A 17303-nucleotide genomic window follows, 5' to 3' on the forward strand; every position below is an offset into this window, starting at 1 on the left:
CTGACTAACGCAGGTCGTACGCCTCTCGCGCCACGAGCACCTCTTCGATGTGACTCTCCGCCCACAATCCCAGCGCGGTCAACGGCTCGCGCAGCGTGAGCCCGAGCGGCGTCAGCGCGTACTCGACACGGGGCGGCATCTCGTCGTAGGCCGTGCGCGTCAGAAGACCATCGCGCTCCAGATCGCGAAGCGTCTCCGCGAGCACCTTCGCGCTGATGCCGCCGACGCGATCTCGGATCGTTCCGAACCGCGCCGGCCCGTCACTCAGAGCGATCACGATCATGGCTGTCCACTTGTTGGCCACCCGTGCCAACGATGTGCGCGATGGACACGTCGCCAGCATCACGTTCCAGACAGGATCAGCCATTTCGGAAACCCACTCCCTTAGTTACGTTGAGGTAACAGGTTACCATATGTAACCATGGTGACGTACCACTCATCCAAGGAGAGAATCATGACTGACACCACCCCCGCCGGCATCGCCACCACGTACTTCGACGCGCTCGCCAAGGGTGACATTCCCACCGTGATGGCGCAGTTCAGCCCCGACGTCGTCTGGTACCAGCCCGGCGGCCACCAGTTCTCCGGCCAGCACACGGGCATCGACGGCGTCGGCGCCCTCCTCGGCGGCATGATGGAGGCGAGCGAAGGAAGCTTCGCCCTCGTCGTCACCGGTCCGGCGATGGTCAACGGCGAGATGGTCGCGCTTCCCGTGCGATTCTCGGGCACCCGCACGGGCACCTCGATGGACATGGCCGGCGTCGACCTGCTCACGGTTCGCGACGGCAAGATCGTCGCAGTCCACCTGTTCTCCGAAGACGGCACCAGCGAAGACGCCTTCTGGGGCCAGAGCTGATCGACAGTCACGCGTGCGGGTGAGGCCGGACTCCCGCCTCACCCGCACGCGTGACTTCGCCGCGCAGTCAGCCGTTCATCAGCACCAGCATCCACCCCATGCCCGCCGCCATCGCGATGTGACAGACAGAGTGAATGCGATGATGCGACGACCGAAACAGGCGCCAGACCCACCACACCGTGGCGGCGACGCACAAGGCGATGAACATCCCATTGACAGCGTCCGCCCACACAGGCGTCGACTCAAGGGCGAATCCGCCACCGCCGTGGTGCTCCGCATGAGCCCCACCGGCATCGTCAGACATGTCCATCCCGGCCATGAGCAGGGGCATCGCGGCGAGCATCCAGATCATCGCAGCGTCGAGCACGATGTGGCCGACGAGGTCGACCGCCTGCGCTCCGTTCGCCCCACGGAAAGAGGGCACCAGGGCCAACGCCAGGATGGCGAAGATGGCCACCTGCGCCCAGGTTACTGCATCCCATACTGTCCACCAGGTCATGACGATCATCGCGACGCTCATGATGCCGTGCGTGATGTCGATCAGGTCCGTGTCCGTCAGTGCGGAACCCTCCGACCGCGTGCGCGAGCGTGCGGCGAGTCCCCAGAAACAGATGATGGCGGTCATCACGAAGAGCAGAGTGAGGAGGATGTTCCAGGGTGCGGCGATCACGGCTTCAGTTTAGTACTACATTATGTAGATATCTGATTCCGCCCAGTGAAAGGCCCGACGATGACCACGATCGACTTCGAGTCGACCGGTGCACCAGAGAAGACAGGGCGTGCTCGCCCCAGAAGGATCAACTGGTTCGGCGCATTCTGGCGCTGGCACTTCTACGGAGCACTCCTGGTCATCCCCGTCCTCTTCGTGCTCGCCGTGACGGGCATGACGTACCTGTTCCGCGCGCAGATCGACGCGGCGATGCACCCGGGCGTCATCACGGTCGCCGTTCCGGACGGCGCGGAACGACTGCCTCTGTCCGCCCAGCAGGAGGCGGTTGCGCAGGAGTTCCCCGACCGATCGGTCGTCTCACTGTTCGACAGTCTCGGTGACCGCTCGACGGTCTTCGTCACCGAGCTCCCCGACGGTACCACCCAGAATGTCTACGTCGACCCGTACCGGGCCGTGGTCACCGGGTCGCTGACTGACGATCAACTCATCTCGGACGTCTTCATCCGAATCCACGGGAATCTCCTTGCAGGAGACTTCGGCGATCGGCTGATGGAGCTCGGTGCCAGCTGGGCCATCGTGCTGACGATCACCGGATTCCTGATCTTCTTCCTGGGGCGCAAGCCGCGAAAGCTGGCCGCGCAGAAGAAGCTGAAGGGTGCGAGGCTGCGCAGTGCGCATGCGCTCGTCGGCCTTCCGGTCGGCCTCGGAATCCTGATGCTCGTCATCTCCGGACTCCCCTGGACCGGCCTGTGGGGCAGCGTGTCCGAAAAGGTCGCAGCAACCGGCGGGTCCTCGCTGTGGGGCGCCGACCCCGGGGCTGAGTCGACGATGAAGGACCTGATCGAACAGACCGACGGATCCAACGCCCCCGCCGGCTGGGCGGTGGGCATGGGGCCGACCGGGCAAAGCGACGGAGAGGGTGCAGGCGTCTCGATCGACGCCGCCATCGCTGCCGCCGAGGCCGAGGGCGCGCCGAGCCCCTACTACGTGATCTACCCCGTGGACGAGACTGGGGTGTTCAGCGTGATGAGCAGCCAGTGGTACCAGCAGGGCAACCCCGCGGAGTCCGATGTCACCCTCGAGCAGACGGTGCACGTCGATCAGTACTCCGGCGAGGTCGTCGCGCAATACGGCTACGACGACTACAGCCCGCTCGCCCAGGTCGTCTCGCACGGAATCGCGATCCACGAAGGGCGGCATTTCGGCCCCATCAACACGATCCTGACGACGCTCTTCTGCCTTGCCGTGATCTTCATGTGCATCTCCGCACCCATCATGTGGTGGCGTCGCCGCGGCACCGCGAGCGGCATGGCAGCGCCGCGCGCGCGTCTGCCCCTGTTCGGGAACATCGCACTGCTCGTCAGCGTGGTCGCCCTGGGGGTCTTCCTGCCCATGTTCGGGCTGTCCGTGCTGGTGATCCTGGCCGTAGATCAGCTGCTGATCCGGCGTATCCCCGCCTGGCGGAAGTTCTTCAACGCCGTGTGAACGGGGATGGTCTCGGTTGCCACAGCGACCGAGACCATCCGTGCAGTCACAGCGATCAGACGGCGAGGTCTCGCAACCAGGCCTCGACGGTCCGCGGAGTGATGCCGAGAAGCTTCTGCGCGGAGCGCTCTTCGTCGATCACCTCTCCGGGCTGGGTCCACCGGAAGTGGTACGAGTCGACCACGGGGCGCGCAGCATCCGCCCCGAACATCGGGATGATCAGTTCGCCGTAAGCCTCGGGCTCCTGTGCCTCGAACACGACGGGCTTGTCGAAGTACCGAGCAAAGCCCTCGGCGAGATCTGCTCCGAGCTGAGGAGGAAGCGCGCCGGCAGTGACAACACCCGTGACCGAGTCGTCCGTCAGCAGTGCGACGGCGATGTCGGCCATATCGAGGTGCGACACCCAAGAGACGGGGTAGTCATCGCGAATCGGGTAGTGCAGCGCTCCGTCTTCCCGAGCCGGGCCCAGCGTGACCGGCAGCAGGAGGTTCTCCAGGAAGATACGGGGAGCGATGACCGCGTACGAGACACCCGACTCCGCCAGGGCCGCCGCGAGCACGCCGTGCGCCGTCAGCGTTCCGTCGGGAAGCTCGGTGGGATAGCCGCTGGTCGAGAACACCACTCGACCAGGACGCGCCTGAGAGACAGCCTCACCGATCGCCTGGGCGTAAGCGAGTTGCTGGTCGGGGCTGGCGAGCGGCAGGTGAACGAAGACCGCGTCCGCACCGGTGTAGGCCTGCACCAGCGACTCCACAGAGGTGTTGTCAATGGAGATTGCAGGTGCGGTCGCCTTGGCACTGTCGCGCACTGCAGCCGTCGGGGTGTGTCCCGCCGCGAGCAGAGCAGCAAGAACAGGGGAACCTTGAGCGCCGGTGGCGCCGTGAACGATGATTGTCATGTTCCCATTAGTGCATACGATGCATCGGTTATGTCAACTGCATTAATGGAGTTTGGACCGACCCTGATCACTTAGATGTCGAGCGTCAGCTCGGCGGTGAGTGAACGCGAACAGCACACGTTGATCTGAGAGTGCGTGGCGTGTTCCCGCTCGCTCTGCACGTGGTCCCGGTGATCGGGCACACCCGCCAGCACCGGCACGATGCATGATCCGCAGACCCCCTGCCCACAGCTGCGGTACGTCTCATACCCGTGGCGCTCGAGCACGGAAGCGATCGACTCGGTGGCCTCCACCCTCATTGCTTGTCCGGTCGATGCGGCGACCACGGTGAACGCCCCATCCGCAGAAGAGCGAGGCGGCGCTGCCGAGGAGAAGCGCTCCGTGACGAACTGGTCGTCGCGCCACCCATACTCCAGTGCCCGCTCTCGCGCGAGCGCGATGAACCCCTCCGGCCCGCACGCGTAGATCATGCCGTCGGCCGTCGGCTCGAGGAGGCCGCGCGGCCCACTCTCACGGAAGGAGTCACCCTCATCACTGAAGTGCGGGAAAACCGATGCTGCGAACGAGCCCGACCGCAGCTGCTCGAGCAGCGGGAGGGAAGCAGCACGTGGGGCGTACGCGTGCAGCTCGAAGGCACTCGCGCTGCGATGCAGCGACTCGGCCATCGACACAAGCGGAGTGATTCCGACTCCGCCCGCGAGCAGAAGTGATCTCGACGCTCCGGACTTCAATGCGAAGGTGTTGCGCGGCGGAGAGATGTGCAGCCGATCGCCGACGCCCACATTGTCATGCACGTGACGTGATGCGCCGCGCCCTAGATCCTCCTTCTGCACGCACACCGAGATGACTCCCTCTTCAGGCGACGCGTCGACGAGAGAGTATTGACGGATCAGCGTTCCCGTCAGGTGGAGGTCGACATGAGAGCCCGGCTCGATCGTGATCATGGCATCGGTCCGCATGAACCGAAGGTGAAGCAGCACTGCACGGTCGGAGACGACCGTCCGCTGGGACACGACCACTTCGAGGCGCGAGGACCGCGATCGGCTCCCCGCCACCGCATCCTGCCGATTCCGCCTGCGCACCGCGCCCAGAAGCCCCATCTTCCGCTCCTCTCATGTGAGCGGCCACGTGCGGGGTGCCCGCGGTCCGCGCTCTGCACGAACAGACGACGACGGCGAGCCCTGGTGACGACCATGGCCCGCCGTAGTCTGTTCAGTTTTCGTGCATCTTAACTCTACAACATGTAGCTTTACATTCGCACACGCGATCGGCGCGACTCCGCGCCATGTATCGGCGGCGATAAGTGACCCCGATACAGACCGTGCGCACGGTCTGTATGTTACAGTGGCTTCCACGCGACGCCGCGACGCTGTCACCTCGGCTGTCGAGACGCCTGACAGAAGGAGACCCCAGTGCTCATCGTGATCATCGCTCTCGGAGTGGTCATCGGGGCACTCACCGGATTGCTGGGGGCTGGTGGCGGAATTCTGACCGTCCCCGCCCTGGTCTACCTCGTGGGGCTGCCCGTCTCCTCAGCGATATCGACCTCTCTCGTCGTGGGAGCGATCGGCCCTCTGGCCGCATTGGTCCCGCGCCTGCGCGGCGGCGTGGACTGGAAGATGGTGCTACCTGTCGCCGGCGCGGGCGTGGTGGCGGCATTCGGCGGCACGCTCGTCGGCCGGCTCATCTCGGAGGAGATGCTCCTGCTGATCTTCGCCCTTCTGATGGTAGCCTCCGGCGTACAGATGCTCCGCGGGCGGCCTCGCGCCACAGGCAACGACCGCCGACCGAAGCTCTGGGCCCTGCGGGGAATCGCTGTCGGGCTGCTCGTGGGGTTCCTGACCGGACTGCTCGGCATCGGCGGCGGCTTCATCACCGTCCCCGCTCTGGTCTTCCTGCTCGGAATGTCCATGAGGCTGGCGATCGGCACCTCACTGGTCGTCGCCATGATCAACTCATTGGCCGGCATCGCGGCGCACGCGGGGGTGTCGAACCTTGACTGGGGGCTGATCATCGCCTTCGTCGTACCCTCGATGGTGGCATCGTTCGGGACAGCGCTGCTCGCGAAGCGCATGAGCAACGTGTTCCTGCAGAAGGCCTTCGCGATCATGGTCCTGACAGTCGCCGCCATCACGGTGGCGCAGGTGCTTCTGCCCTAACCGGCGAATGCGCAGTTCAGCGCCGTCAAGAAGGCGAAGGACCGGTCTCCCAGCACACTCGGAGACCGGCGATGTGAGCGGATACCTGACTCACCATGTCGATGCGCCGGTCGACCAACCATTGCTGTTGGATGCCGTCGAGCACCGCGATCGTGTTTCCGACCAGCAGCTCCGTCGGGGCATCCGCGCGGATCACACCCGATTCCTTCCCCTGTTCCACGGCGTCACCCAACCACGCTCGTGCACTGGCGTAGTGATCTCGCAGCCATTCATTTGCCGGATGGTCGGGCTCGGTGGCCTCCGCCGAAACGCGGACGAACACCCCCACCCACTCCGGGCGGGTCGAGTTGCGGGCCGTCAGAGGCACGAGAGCCTCGAACGCGTCCCACCCGAGCGGAACCGTGCCGTCGCCGAACAGGAATGCATTGTCGTCCCGCTCCCGCTGCTCCAGAATCGCTGCCAGCAATGCGACCTTCGAGGGGAAGTGATGCAGCAGACCCGACTGGGAGATTCCGCTGGCGGCCGCGACATCCGCGATCGACATCTTATGAAAACCGACCTCGGCGATCTGTTCCACAGCGGTGCCGACGATCTGCTGCTGCGTCTCCGCGGCAGATCGTCTCACACGACGCTTGCGGGTGTCAGGCGCGTATCTCGGGGGGAAGGACAAGGATGCCTCTCTCGACGGGGATCGAAACCGACTGACGATGCGCTGTCAGCCGGCCTCAAGGAATCGTAACGCGGACGTCTCCCAAGCCTCGACCTATGAGCACAGATCCCACTCGAAGCGGTACCCACCGCTGCGCGTCCTGGTCCCAGCGACGCTGGAGCCGGAGGTCGCATGTGGCTCGAATCCTGACTTCCTGAGCGGGATGCACCTCAGACTGCCCCCAGCCGATCAGGCGGATCGGCTCGTCATCGCTCTCCGGGTCGAAGTAGATCTGCACGGTCTCACGACCCTCGAGTCGACCGGAGTTGCGCACCGTGACGTCGACAGCATCGATCCGCCCATCGGACGACCGCACGATCTGCGCCTCCGAGTACTCCCACGTGGTGAGCCCCAGCCCGTGCCCGAACCAGAAGGCCGGCACGTCCCCACTCCCGAACCAGCCGCGATGGCCGATCGACGTTCCCTCGGCATACTCCAGGACACCCCGTCGAGGCGTGGTGCTCCACGCCGGTCCGCGGTGATTGCCCACGGGGAATGTGGTGACCAGACGACCCTCCGGAAGCACGTCACCCAGGAGCGCAGCCGCGACCGCATCCCCCGCTTCCTGACCGGGGAGACCGGTGAACAGCACAGCATCGACATCAGCAATCCAGGGCATGAGCACAGGTGTGGCGGCGTTGATGACGACCACGGTGCGCGCCGCGACGTTCGCGACCGCCGCGACGAGAGCATCCTGATCGCCGGGCAGCGACAGCGTGTTCTTGTCCTCGCCTTCCGTCTCCTGGTCGGGAGTGAAGCCCACGACGACGACAGCCACATCGGCGGTTCGAGCCGCTGCAGAGGCGGCGGCGATCGCGGAGGCCGACGATCGCACCGCCTCGCTGACGACCAGGCCGAGGATGCGCGGCAGGGTATCCTTCTCCACGGTCGCGGTGACGAGCTGCCCCGGCTCCACCCGCACGGCTGCGGCATGGCTCTTGGGGCGGAAGAAGCCACCGCCAGGACCGGGGTGATAGTCGATCCGGTAGCTGCTCTCATGCCCCTCCGTGACCAGATGCCAGTTCCCGGGGCCCCGGGTTCCGAGCTGCACCATCCGGCCCTCCCGGATGTCCAGAGTCGCGCTCAGCTCGATGCGAGCGGCACCCTCGAGCCATCCGATCTGGCTGTCCTCGAGCTCCGCCACTTCGAGATGGCGGCTGTGCACGAGATCGCCGGCGTCGTCGAAGACCCGCACACGGATGCCGTGCTCCCCCGTTTCGGGATCACGCACGCGCGTGGGCTTCACGGTGGGCAGTGTCTTACGCGTCTCCACGCCGTCTGTGAAGATGACGTGGTCGGCGCCGAGGCGCGCCGTCATCCCTTCGACGATTGAGATGACGTGCGGAGCGCGAACCTGAGCGGATCCGCCCCCCTGTCCGATCGTGTCCGTGGCATGGCGACCGATGAGGGCGTACGTGGCATCCTCACGGAGGGGAAGCGTGTCGTTGACGTTCTTGATGACGACCATGCCGCCCGCTGCGAGCCGCCGGAGTTGCGCGCGCCGCAGTTCGCCGGCTGGCGCCTCGACGGAGTCGGGCCATCCGCGAGGGTCGGTGAGGCCGCCCACACGATGGGCGAGCCGGAGCAGGCGTCGCACGTGGTCGTCGATGGCGTCTTCAGAGACGGCGCCCGCACGCACCTCCTCCTCCAGCGATTCAGTCCAGGGTGTCGCGGGACCGGGCATCACGAGGTCGAGCCCCGCGGCAGCGCTCTCGGCGGCCGTCTTGGTGGCGTACCAGTCCGACAGGACGAGTCCGTCGTAGCCCCACTCCTCTTTCAGTACCTGGGCGATGAGCTCGTGGTGCTCCGTGGAGGGAACCCCGTTGACGCTGTTGTACGCCGCCATCACGGTCCAAGGATTCGCATCGTCGATCGCGATCTCGAAGGGTGTCAGGTACACCTCCCTGAGCGTCTTCGCCGTCATCCGCACGTCCACCGTCGTCCGCTCGGTCTCGGACTCATTGCCGAGGAAGTGCTTGGCGCTGGCACCGACGCCCCTCTCCTGAAGTGCGTTGATGTACGCGCTCGCAAGGCGGCCGGTGAGCAGCGGGTCCTCGCTGAACGCCTCGAAGAGCCTGCCACCCAGGGGCGACCTATGGAGGTTGATGGTGGGTCCCAGCACGACGTGCGTCCGTTGCGCCTCTGCTTCCTCAGCCAGGATCCCCCCGGCTTCGGCGAGCGCTTCGGGATTCCACGTCTGCGCGAGCAGGCTCGCATTCGGCAGCAGACAGCTCTCACGACCGCCGACGACGATCTCACCGCGGACGCCTGTGGGCCCATCGGACAGCACGAGACCTTCGAGGCCGATCGACGCATCGGCGTGCAGCGAGAAGTTGTCGGCTCCGGAGAGCAGCCGCACCTTCGCTTCCAGCGTCAGCCGTCGAACGAGATCGTCGATGACCGGCTCCAGTGCGGCGACTCCTGCGGCGTCCTCCTCATGGATCGTCATCGGGTCACCTCACGCTTCGGACGGGAATGATCAGCACGGCACCGACAACGGCTATCACGCCGGCGATGATGAGCATGATGTCGTAGTTGGTTCCGCTGCTCAAGCCGACGATCCAGGCGGCGAGCGCAGGCGCCACCACCTGGGGGCCGGCCATCGCGATGTTGAAGACACCGAGGTCTTTCGCCGTCTCTTCGGGGTCGGGCAGCACATCCAGCACGAGCGCGAGGTCGACGGCCACGTAGGCCCCGAACCCGACCCCGATGATGGCCTCGGCCACGAAGAACATCGTGGGCTCCGTCGTCTGCGTGAGAAGGATCGTGCCGGCGGCGAAGATGAGCGCTGCGACGACGATGAAGACCTTGCGTCGTCCGAGCTTGTCCGAGAGCCATCCGGCGATCTGGCCGCTGACGATCAGGGCGATCGTGAAGACCAGGACGCCCGTCGCCATGATGCGCACTGCTTCGGCAGGCTCGAGGTTCATCTCGTGCTGGATCCAGAGCAGTCGGAAGGTGATGAACATGAAGTTCGCCAGCACGACCAGGAAGCGCGACCACCAGGCGAGTCCGAAGTCGGGGTTCTTGATCGGGTTCACCCAGAACGTCTTCAGCACGGTGCGGATGCCTCCGCCGGAACGGGCGGGGAAGGGGCGCGGCTTGTCGGGCAGCATGATCGCGTAGATGAGCACCAGGATGAACCCGACCACTCCGGGGATCAGGAAGAGCAGCAGCAGTTGCGTGGCGAAGAACTGTGCGGCGTATGCGGCGCCGAGGGTCGCGGCCTGCTGGGCGATGCCGATGGCTCCGGCGACCTTGCCGCGCTGCGAAGAGGGGAGCTGATCGGCGATGGATGCGGTGTGCGCGGCGATTGCCGCATTCGCCGTGATCTGCGCGAGGATCCACCCCGCGCCGACGACCAGAGCCGTAGGCGCGATGGCCATGATCAGCAATGCGACCAGGAGACCCGCCATGCCGACGATCATCCAGGGCCGACGTCGGCCGAACCGGCTCATCGTCCGGTCGCTGATGCGTCCGAACACCGGGTCGAAGAACAGTGCGGAGAGCGCGCCGATGGACGTGATCAGTCCGAGAGTGCCGATCACCTCTTCCTGCGGCATCAGAGATTGCAGCTTCAGCACGAGTGCGGCGGAGATGACTGTCGACAGGGGAAGCATGAGGCCCAGGCGTGCGAGCACCATGGTGGTGACCACGGCGGGCCGGGCGCGCACCGTGGGTGCGGCGAAAGTAGGGGGCTGGGGTGAGTCACCGACAGCGGTGTCGTCGATCATGGCGCTCCTCATTGAGTTCTATGTACAGACCGAGCACTCGGTCGGTATGACTGTAGCGCACTGCCGGGCAAGGCGCAACGCCCGGGTGATCACACCAGCGAGGAAGAGAAAACCGAACAATATGTAACACATCCGTCATGCGGAGGAATCGGCCGGGAAACGCTCCGCGCGTACGGTGTGGCTCACCCGGCATGATTCCCGTGCCGGGTCCGACGAACGGAGGTGGGGCGGATGGAACTTCGCCAACTCCGCTACTTCCTCCGCGTTGCGGAGACCCTTCATTTCGGACGAGCCGCCGAGCAAGAGAACATCGCCGCCTCCGTGGTGAGCACACAGATATCTCGACTCGAGCGCGAGCTCGGCGTGGACCTGTTCCGACGAACGAGTCGGCGCGTGACCCTCACCCTCGCCGGCGACAGCTTTCGCGAGCATGCCGAGAATGCGCTCGCATCCCTCGACGCCGGAACTGCGGCCGCACGCAGAAACATCGTGGAGATGCAGCGCCTGCGGGTGGGATCCTTCGCTGATGACCCCCTGACGCATCGGTTCCTCTCCACTTTCCGCAGCCGCTATCCCCGGGTGCCGCTGAGCTATGTCGAACTCTCCATCTCGCACCAGGTCTCCAGCGTGATCGAGGGCGACGTCGACCTCGCCTTCGTCTGGCTCCCGGTCGACGACCCGCGCGTCACGGTCGATACGCTCTACTCCGAGATGCCGGTCGCGGCTCTCTCCTCCACCCATCGCCTCGCGAATGAGGCGCGGGTGCACGTCGACGACCTGCTCGGCGACTCGTTCGCCCTCGCCGCCGCAGGGACCCCGCCCGAATGGCGGGCCCATTGGTCGCTCGACGCCTACCGCGGCGGTCCACCGCTCCGCTCGATCGAAGTGAGTTCGGCACGCGAGTCCCTCGCCGCGGTGGCCTACAGCGGAACCGTGGACACCATGTCCACGAACTCGGCCGCACTGTGGAGTCATCCCGGCGTCCGTTTCCTGCCACTCCCCGACGCCCGCCCCACGAGCCTCGCCCTGATCTCCGCAGCGAACTCGCGGGAGCCACTGGTACAGGCTTTCCGCGAAGTCGTGGCCGATGTGGTCAGCAGCGAGCTCGACGCCGTCCCCGGGGCCGTCTCACTCGTCGGCTGACACAACACGCTCCGCCCCGTGTCGGCACCCGCTGGTCGCGCCATCCAGCGATTCGGAAGCCCTCGCAATCATTCGCTTCCACGGAACGATTGTTCGCATTCCGGCCATTGATCGGCGGCAAAGCGGCCCGCACCCTGGAAGGACCACGCAGCCCTCTCGGGTCGTGACACCCCGATCCCGCTGTCCCATGGCCGCCAACCTTGCCGGCCCACCCAGGAGAAGATGATGCTCACCCTCGAAACCGCCACCCGTCGATTCACCGAGAAGTTCTCGGAGTCCGCACAACTCACCGTCGCCGGACGGGGTGTGATTCCCGGCGGCTACAGCCGTACGTCGTTCAACTTCGGCCCGCATGCCGTCTTCGTCACCGGCGGCGACGGCGCCTACATCGACACTGTGGACGGACACCGCCTCCTCGACCTGAACAACAACTTCACGGTCAACATCCTCGGCCACGGTGACTCCGTGATCAGTGATGCGCTGATCGCCGCGATTCCGTCCGGCGCCTCATTCGGCAACCCCGTCACCGAGGAAGCAGAGCTCGCCCAGATCCTGATCGACCGCATCGCGTCGATCGACATGGTGCAGTTCTCCTGCTCGGCATCGGAGTCGATCCTGAGCGCGGTGCGCGTCGCCCGGGCATACACCGGCCGCACCAAGATCGCGAAGTTCGAGGGCGGGTACCACGGCTTCACCGACCCGGTGAGCATCTCCGGTCACCCGCACGACGCGGCGGAGTACGGGTCCGATGACAGCCCGCTTCCGGTGGCCGACAGCGCGGGCATCCCGGCAGCAGTCGTCGAGCAGGTCGTCATCCTCACTCAGAACGACATGGTCGGTACCGAGCGGATCCTGCGGGAGCACGGGTCCGACCTCGCATGCGTCATCCTCGAGTTGGAGAGCGGCGCCGGCGGCCACGTGGTCCTGCGCAAGGAGTTCGTGCAGATGATCCGCCGGGTGACAGCGGAACTGGGCATCCTGTTCGTGCTCGACGAGACCATGAACCTTCGCGGCGCATACAACGGCATGCAGAGCCTCTACGAAGTCGCTGGCGATCTCACCGTCATGGGCAAGATCATCGGTGGCGGACTCCCCCTCGGAGCCGTGGGCGGGAAGGCCGAGATCATGCAGGTCATGGCCGACGGCACCGTACCGATCTCCGGCACGCACCACGGCCACCGTCTGGCACTGGTCGCGGGAATCGCGTGCATGCGCGCGCTGGACGAGGATGCCTACAACCGACTGAACACGATGGCGGCGCGCATTCTGTCGGAGGTCGGCGAATGGACAGCGGCGCGCAAGAGCCCGTTCACGATCTACGGCGGTGGATACTCCTCGCTCGCGTACGCCTACCGCACCGAGCCGGGTCTGACAGTGGAGACCCAGCGCGACCTGTGGCGCAACGTCGATGCGGACAAGACCCAGACCTTCTCACTCGAGCTCGCGAACCGCGGCTTCTTCCCTGTCGCGCGCGGCGAGATCTCCCTCTCCCTGGCGATGACCGATGACGACATCACCTCGTTCATCGAGGCCGTCAAGGAGATCGTCATCGAGATGGAGAGCTGACCGCACCGGAGCCTTCCGTCTCCGGCGCGGTCACGTCGCGAGAGCGATGACCCTGCCGAGGGACGTCAGCGGTGGGCGAGGACATGAATGCCCACGCCCACCGCTGGAGAAGAAATGTCGAATGCATGCGTTTACTCTACGTGATGTAGATATACCGGTTCTTCAGTTCGTGGGCGCTCGAAGCTCCTCCTCCAACGGAGCGAGGAAGTCCCGAGACAACTCCGTCAGCGCTGCGCCCGCCAGCTCGGGGGTTCCGGTGTGGAACGGCGGCTCGGGAGCGTACTCGGCACCCAAGACTGCGAACCGCGCCATCTCCTCACCGGAGAGGTACGCGAGGAGCCGGATGCCGAGGTCCATTCCTGCGGTCACACCGGCCGCCGTCAGACGGTTGCCGTCTTCGACCAGGCGTTCGTCGACCTCGATCGCGCCATAGTCGCCGAGCAGGTGCCGTACGGCCCAGTGCGAGGTGGCCCGTCGACCGTCGAGCAACCCTGCATGAGCGAGAGCGATGGAGCCGGAGCACACACTGGTCACGTACTCGGCATCCTGACCGATCCGACGCAGGTGCTCCATGGCACGGGCATCCCGCAGGAGGATCCCGGTGTCGCCGCCGGGCACGAGGATCACGGACGGCGAAGTCGTCACCTCGTCGAGTGTCAGCGCAGGCTCGAGTGCCACACCGGCCCCGCTGACGACAGGCTCGCCCGCGGGGCCGGTGGTCACGAACTGCACCGTCGCACCCGTCCCTGCGAGGAAGTGGAACGGCCCCACCACGTCGAGGAGCTCGAATCCGGGGTGCAGGACGATCAGAATCGTCTTGTCCGTCGCGAACCGCACTCCGGGCAGTGCGGCCAAGGTGTGGTGTGCGGCGATGGACCGATCGACGGCCTGCTGCTTGGCGGGGTCGTCTCCGATCACCGAGAACAGCGTGCTGACTGACGTGTCGAACCCGGTCGGGTGCCCTGGCAGATCCATCACCTCAGGGACGACATCACGGTCTTCGTGCATGCGGGGTTACTCCTCATTTCTCAGGACCGACGAAATGTCGGCGCGGGGTTCGGTCATGTGGGCGCTCACGTCACGTTTGCGGGACCACTGTCTGCGAAGACGAGCTGCAGTCGTCCGGTGAGCGGGTTGATGAGGGTGCCGGCGCGCACGCCGAACACGCGCAGCAATAGCTCTGGGGTGAAGACCTCGTCAGGGCCACCCGATGCGACGACGCGACCTTGCTCGAGCATGACGATCTCGTCGCAGTAGGACGCCGCCAGGCTCAGATCATGCAGGGTGATCAGAGTGGTGATCTCGAGGTCCCGGATCAGCGTGAGTAACTGGAGTTGATGGCGAATGTCGAGGTGGTTGGTCGGCTCATCGAGCACGAGGATCTGCGGCTCCTGAGCGAGGGCGCGTGCGAGCTGCACCCGTTGACGTTCACCTCCTGAGAGCGTGCTGACATCGCGGTCGGCGAACTCCGCGACGCCCGCGGTCGCCATAGCCCGATCCACGGCTCGCCGATCTTCCCCGCGGTCCGCTCCAATGAGTCGGCCGTGCGGGAGACGTCCGGTTGCGACGCATTCGGCGACGGTGAGTTCGAGGTCCGCGGGACTGTCCTGCACGACAGCGGCAGTGATGCGGGCGGCATCCCGGGCCCGCATCGACCAGACATCGCGACCATCGGTGAGCACCTGTCCTGCGGCGGGACGCAGCATCCGATAAACCGTTCGCAGGAGCGTTGACTTGCCGCTGCCGTTGGGCCCGACGAGCCCGACGATGTTCCCCTGCGCGCGCAACACCACATCGTCGATGATCCGTCGACCGGCGATGTCGACATCGACGCCCTGAACTTCGAGCGGCGCCCCCTGCCCTTCACTCATCTCTCGCTCCGACCGGAGCGTCGTAGCAACCATAGGAAGAACGGGGCCCCGACGACCGCGGTGAGGAGACCGACCGGCACTTCTGTCGGCGCGAGGAGCAGCCGTGCCCCTATGTCCACGACCACCAGGAGAAACCCGCCGGCGAGTGCGGACGCGGGGAGCACCCATCGGTGATCGGAACCGATCATCATGCGAACTGCATGCGGGACCACCAGCCCGACGAATCCGATGGACCCGCTCACCGCGACTGCGACACCGACGAGCAGCGAGGTGATGATGAACAGCATCAGCCGCATCCGTCCGACGTCGACGCCGAGGCTCGCTGCCGTCTCGTCGCCGGTGAGGAAGGCGTTCAAGACGGGAGCGAGGAGCACCAAGACAATCGTCGCCGCGACCAGGACGAGCATGGGCACACCGAGGTCCTGCCACGTCGCCGCCGCCAGGCTGCCGGCGAGCCACGACAACACCTGTCCGATGCCCTGGTTGGCGCTGCTGGATCGCAGGACGAGGTAGCTCGTGATCGAACTGAGCAGGTACGACATCGCGACCCCGGCCAACACCAACCGGTTCGGTGCGACCCGCCCGCCCTGCTGGGCGAGCGCGAAGACGAGCACCGTCGCGAGGAAAGCTCCGATGAAAGCAGCGATCGGCGTCGACACCGAGGCGAACAGCCCGCTCGTGAGCGTGAGCGCGGCGACCGCGGCCACGGATGCGCCGGAGGAGACGCCGAACACGAACGGGTCCGCCAGCGGATTTCGCACGACGGCCTGCAGCACCGCGCCGGCGACCGCGAGCGCTGCCCCCACGACGAAGCCGAGCAGCGCGCGCGGCAAACGGAATTCCCACACGATCTGGTCGTCGAGCCCGTCGACGCCGCCAGCGCCCCAGGGCAGCAGGTGTGCACCGATGACCTCGATGACACGGCTCGGTGCGATGTTCACGCTCCCGACGGCCACAGAGAGCACGACTGCGACGATGCACGCGACCACGAGGACACCGATCACCGATTGCGTACGCCGCCCCGTGCGCGCAGCCGACCGAGCCCGCACGGCCGCCTTCGTCACGAGGTGGGAACCGCGAGATCGAGGTCGGCGTGAAGCGCGTTCGCGATCTTGGTCAGCCCCACCATGACGGAGATCGACGAATCGGTCTCCTGCGTCGGGACCTCACTGATCCGGCCGTTCTTCACCGCGGGGAGGTCGGGGAAGTTCTCCTCGAGGAACGCCTTCTGCGACGCGAAGTCCTGACCAACGAACGTGCCCACCAGGATCACGTCGGGGTCCGACGCGGCGAACTCTTCTTTGCTGATGTAGACGGAGTCCGAGGGGAAGACGTTCTCGCCACCCGCGGTCTCGATCAGATCGTCGTAGATGCCGCCGGCCAGGACGATCACCGGACCGGTTCCACCGTTGAAGTATGCGGTCTTCACGGTCGGTTCATCTTTCACTGCCGTGACTACCTTCTCCTTCGCGCTCTCCAGCTCCGCGATGACCTCGTCAGCTTTCTCCGAGACACCGAAGATCGTCCCGTAATCGCGCAGTACCTTCGAGACGGAGTCGACGTTCCAGATGTCCGAGCTGAGATAGTCCGTCGCCCCGCAGAGGCTGGCACCGTAGACGGTCACCCCCGCCTCCTCCAGCTGCTCGACCGATGCGTACCCCTGCGAAGTATCGAACGCGTACCCCTCCAGCACCTGGCCGGTCACGAGGTCGGGTGCTTCGCTCAGCAAGACCTCTTTCGAGGGGAACCCCATCATGCTGCCGATGGTCTTGAGCCCTTCCGCCGCCTCCGCCACGGATTCCGGGTATGGCGAGTAGTTCTCCTGGACAGCGACGATCTTGTCTCGGAGGCCGAGCGCGAGGAGCGCCTCGGTGTTCGACTGCCACAGGCTCACCACACGCTCAGGCTCGGAGTCGACAGTGATCTCCCGGCCACAGTTCTCCAGCGTCACCGGGTAGCCCGCCCCTGCTTCGCCCGGCGTGGGTGCCGTCGATGCCGGGGTGTCGCTTCCCGCACACGCGGTGGTCAGGAGCAGAAGAGCTGCCACCGCTGCGGTGCTGAATACGGATCGTCGGACGGTGGGTCGCATGGAACTCCTTCGGGGAACGGGACAGCTCTACTTCTTGTAGAAGCATACCGGTTCGGAATCACGGCACCACGAGAGCCTCTTGGCGCATTCCTGCGGAACGAGCGCCGAGGAGACCATTCGGAT

Annotated in this window: 16 protein-coding genes; 5 read left to right on the top strand and 11 right to left on the bottom strand. The window is 65.7% G+C overall.

Annotated elements, in window-relative coordinates; all coding sequences use genetic code 11:
- Window positions 1–4: 4 nt before the first annotated feature.
- A complete protein-coding gene (locus ACZ0AA_RS10370; protein WP_311258514.1) occupies window positions 5–367 on the bottom strand; it encodes a winged helix-turn-helix transcriptional regulator in 363 nt (120 codons plus the stop codon).
- An 87-nt stretch (window positions 368–454) separates the two neighbouring features.
- Between ACZ0AA_RS10370 and ACZ0AA_RS10375 the strand changes: the two genes are divergently transcribed.
- Window positions 455–856 carry a nuclear transport factor 2 family protein gene (locus ACZ0AA_RS10375; RefSeq protein WP_463499133.1) on the top strand — a complete coding sequence of 134 codons (402 nt, stop codon included), beginning with the start codon at window positions 455–457 and terminating at the stop codon, window positions 854–856.
- Between the two features lie 67 nt (window positions 857–923).
- Here ACZ0AA_RS10375 and ACZ0AA_RS10380 read toward each other — a convergent pair whose 3' ends face one another.
- The gene (locus ACZ0AA_RS10380; protein WP_463507505.1) at window positions 924–1526 is read right to left on the bottom strand and encodes a DUF5134 domain-containing protein; all 603 of its coding nucleotides are present in this window, start codon (window positions 1524–1526) and stop codon (window positions 924–926) included.
- A gap of 60 nt (window positions 1527–1586) precedes the next feature.
- On the opposite strand from ACZ0AA_RS10380, the gene ACZ0AA_RS10385 reads away from it, so the two are divergent.
- Window positions 1587–3011 (top strand): PepSY-associated TM helix domain-containing protein, encoded by a 1425-nt coding sequence (locus ACZ0AA_RS10385; RefSeq protein ID WP_463499127.1) that lies wholly within the window; start codon window positions 1587–1589, stop codon window positions 3009–3011.
- Between the two features lie 55 nt (window positions 3012–3066).
- Here the strand turns inward: ACZ0AA_RS10385 and ACZ0AA_RS10390 are convergent, their stop codons facing one another.
- Both ACZ0AA_RS10390 and ACZ0AA_RS10395 read right to left on the bottom strand, forming a co-directional pair.
- Window positions 3067–3909, bottom strand: a complete 843-nt coding sequence (locus ACZ0AA_RS10390) for an SDR family oxidoreductase (protein WP_311258510.1) — start codon at window positions 3907–3909, stop codon at window positions 3067–3069.
- A 71-nt stretch (window positions 3910–3980) separates the two neighbouring features.
- Window positions 3981–5009 carry a PDR/VanB family oxidoreductase gene (locus ACZ0AA_RS10395; protein WP_463507504.1) on the bottom strand — a complete coding sequence of 343 codons (1029 nt, stop codon included), beginning with the start codon at window positions 5007–5009 and terminating at the stop codon, window positions 3981–3983.
- A 312-nt stretch (window positions 5010–5321) separates the two neighbouring features.
- Between ACZ0AA_RS10395 and ACZ0AA_RS10400 the strand changes: the two genes are divergently transcribed.
- Window positions 5322–6068, top strand: a complete 747-nt coding sequence (locus ACZ0AA_RS10400; protein ID WP_463499121.1) for a sulfite exporter TauE/SafE family protein — start codon at window positions 5322–5324, stop codon at window positions 6066–6068.
- 25 nt (window positions 6069–6093) lie between these two features.
- Here the strand turns inward: ACZ0AA_RS10400 and ACZ0AA_RS10405 are convergent, their stop codons facing one another.
- From ACZ0AA_RS10405 to ACZ0AA_RS10415, 3 genes are all read right to left on the bottom strand, one after another.
- The gene (locus ACZ0AA_RS10405) at window positions 6094–6693 is read right to left on the bottom strand and encodes a TetR/AcrR family transcriptional regulator (RefSeq protein WP_463499118.1); all 600 of its coding nucleotides are present in this window, start codon (window positions 6691–6693) and stop codon (window positions 6094–6096) included.
- Window positions 6694–6793: 100 nt separating this feature from the next.
- Entirely contained in the window at window positions 6794–9226 is a 2433-nt protein-coding gene (locus ACZ0AA_RS10410; protein WP_463512866.1) for a glycoside hydrolase family 3 protein, read from the bottom strand.
- Window positions 9227–9230: 4 nt separating this feature from the next.
- On the bottom strand, window positions 9231–10511 hold the full coding sequence (locus tag ACZ0AA_RS10415; protein ID WP_463507502.1) for an MFS transporter: 1281 nt from the start codon (window positions 10509–10511) through the stop codon (window positions 9231–9233).
- Window positions 10512–10742: 231 nt separating this feature from the next.
- Here ACZ0AA_RS10415 and ACZ0AA_RS10420 point away from each other — a divergent pair, with 231 nt between their 5' ends.
- Both ACZ0AA_RS10420 and ACZ0AA_RS10425 read left to right on the top strand, forming a co-directional pair.
- Window positions 10743–11654: a LysR family transcriptional regulator gene (locus ACZ0AA_RS10420; RefSeq protein ID WP_463499110.1), complete on the top strand. Its 912-nt coding sequence runs from the start codon at window positions 10743–10745 to the stop codon at window positions 11652–11654.
- A 225-nt stretch (window positions 11655–11879) separates the two neighbouring features.
- Window positions 11880–13220 carry an aspartate aminotransferase family protein gene (locus ACZ0AA_RS10425; protein ID WP_463499107.1) on the top strand — a complete coding sequence of 447 codons (1341 nt, stop codon included), beginning with the start codon at window positions 11880–11882 and terminating at the stop codon, window positions 13218–13220.
- Between the two features lie 162 nt (window positions 13221–13382).
- Here ACZ0AA_RS10425 and ACZ0AA_RS10430 read toward each other — a convergent pair whose 3' ends face one another.
- The 4 genes from ACZ0AA_RS10430 to ACZ0AA_RS10445 all read right to left on the bottom strand — a co-directional run bounded on the left by ACZ0AA_RS10430 (window position 13383) and on the right by ACZ0AA_RS10445 (window position 17180).
- A complete protein-coding gene (locus ACZ0AA_RS10430; protein WP_463499105.1) occupies window positions 13383–14228 on the bottom strand; it encodes a DJ-1/PfpI family protein in 846 nt (281 codons plus the stop codon).
- A gap of 65 nt (window positions 14229–14293) precedes the next feature.
- Window positions 14294–15091, bottom strand: coding sequence for an ABC transporter ATP-binding protein (locus tag ACZ0AA_RS10435; protein WP_463499102.1), 798 nt, complete (start codon window positions 15089–15091; stop codon window positions 14294–14296).
- Entirely contained in the window at window positions 15088–16155 is a 1068-nt protein-coding gene (locus ACZ0AA_RS10440) for a FecCD family ABC transporter permease (protein WP_463499099.1), read from the bottom strand. Before ACZ0AA_RS10440 ends, ACZ0AA_RS10435 begins: the two co-directional genes overlap by 4 nt.
- Window positions 16152–17180 (bottom strand): ABC transporter substrate-binding protein, encoded by a 1029-nt coding sequence (locus ACZ0AA_RS10445; protein ID WP_463499096.1) that lies wholly within the window; start codon window positions 17178–17180, stop codon window positions 16152–16154. The genes ACZ0AA_RS10440 and ACZ0AA_RS10445 overlap by 4 nt, the downstream gene beginning before the upstream one ends.
- Window positions 17181–17303: the final 123 nt, after the last annotated feature.

This window comes from Microbacterium sp. AC035 (genome assembly GCF_979258485.1).

What these genes read in the sequence shown, in the direction of transcription:
- ACZ0AA_RS10390 (WP_311258510.1), bottom strand. Translation starts at nt 3,909, where the DNA reads ATGACAATCATCGTTCACGGCGCCACCGGCGCTCAAGGTTCCCCTGTT.
- ACZ0AA_RS10395 (WP_463507504.1), bottom strand. Translation starts at nt 5,009, where the DNA reads ATGGGGCTTCTGGGCGCGGTGCGCAGGCGGAATCGGCAGGATGCGGTG.
- ACZ0AA_RS10370 (WP_311258514.1), bottom strand. Translation starts at nt 367, where the DNA reads ATGGCTGATCCTGTCTGGAACGTGATGCTGGCGACGTGTCCATCGCGC.
- ACZ0AA_RS10430 (WP_463499105.1), bottom strand. Translation starts at nt 14,228, where the DNA reads ATGCACGAAGACCGTGATGTCGTCCCTGAGGTGATGGATCTGCCAGGG.
- ACZ0AA_RS10420 (WP_463499110.1), top strand. Translation starts at nt 10,743, where the DNA reads ATGGAACTTCGCCAACTCCGCTACTTCCTCCGCGTTGCGGAGACCCTT.
- ACZ0AA_RS10410 (WP_463512866.1), bottom strand. Translation starts at nt 9,226, where the DNA reads ATGACGATCCATGAGGAGGACGCCGCAGGAGTCGCCGCACTGGAGCCG.
- ACZ0AA_RS10415 (WP_463507502.1), bottom strand. Translation starts at nt 10,511, where the DNA reads ATGATCGACGACACCGCTGTCGGTGACTCACCCCAGCCCCCTACTTTC.
- ACZ0AA_RS10435 (WP_463499102.1), bottom strand. Translation starts at nt 15,091, where the DNA reads ATGAGTGAAGGGCAGGGGGCGCCGCTCGAAGTTCAGGGCGTCGATGTC.
- ACZ0AA_RS10425 (WP_463499107.1), top strand. Translation starts at nt 11,880, where the DNA reads ATGCTCACCCTCGAAACCGCCACCCGTCGATTCACCGAGAAGTTCTCG.
- ACZ0AA_RS10385 (WP_463499127.1), top strand. Translation starts at nt 1,587, where the DNA reads ATGACCACGATCGACTTCGAGTCGACCGGTGCACCAGAGAAGACAGGG.
- ACZ0AA_RS10445 (WP_463499096.1), bottom strand. Translation starts at nt 17,180, where the DNA reads ATGCGACCCACCGTCCGACGATCCGTATTCAGCACCGCAGCGGTGGCA.
- ACZ0AA_RS10375 (WP_463499133.1), top strand. Translation starts at nt 455, where the DNA reads ATGACTGACACCACCCCCGCCGGCATCGCCACCACGTACTTCGACGCG.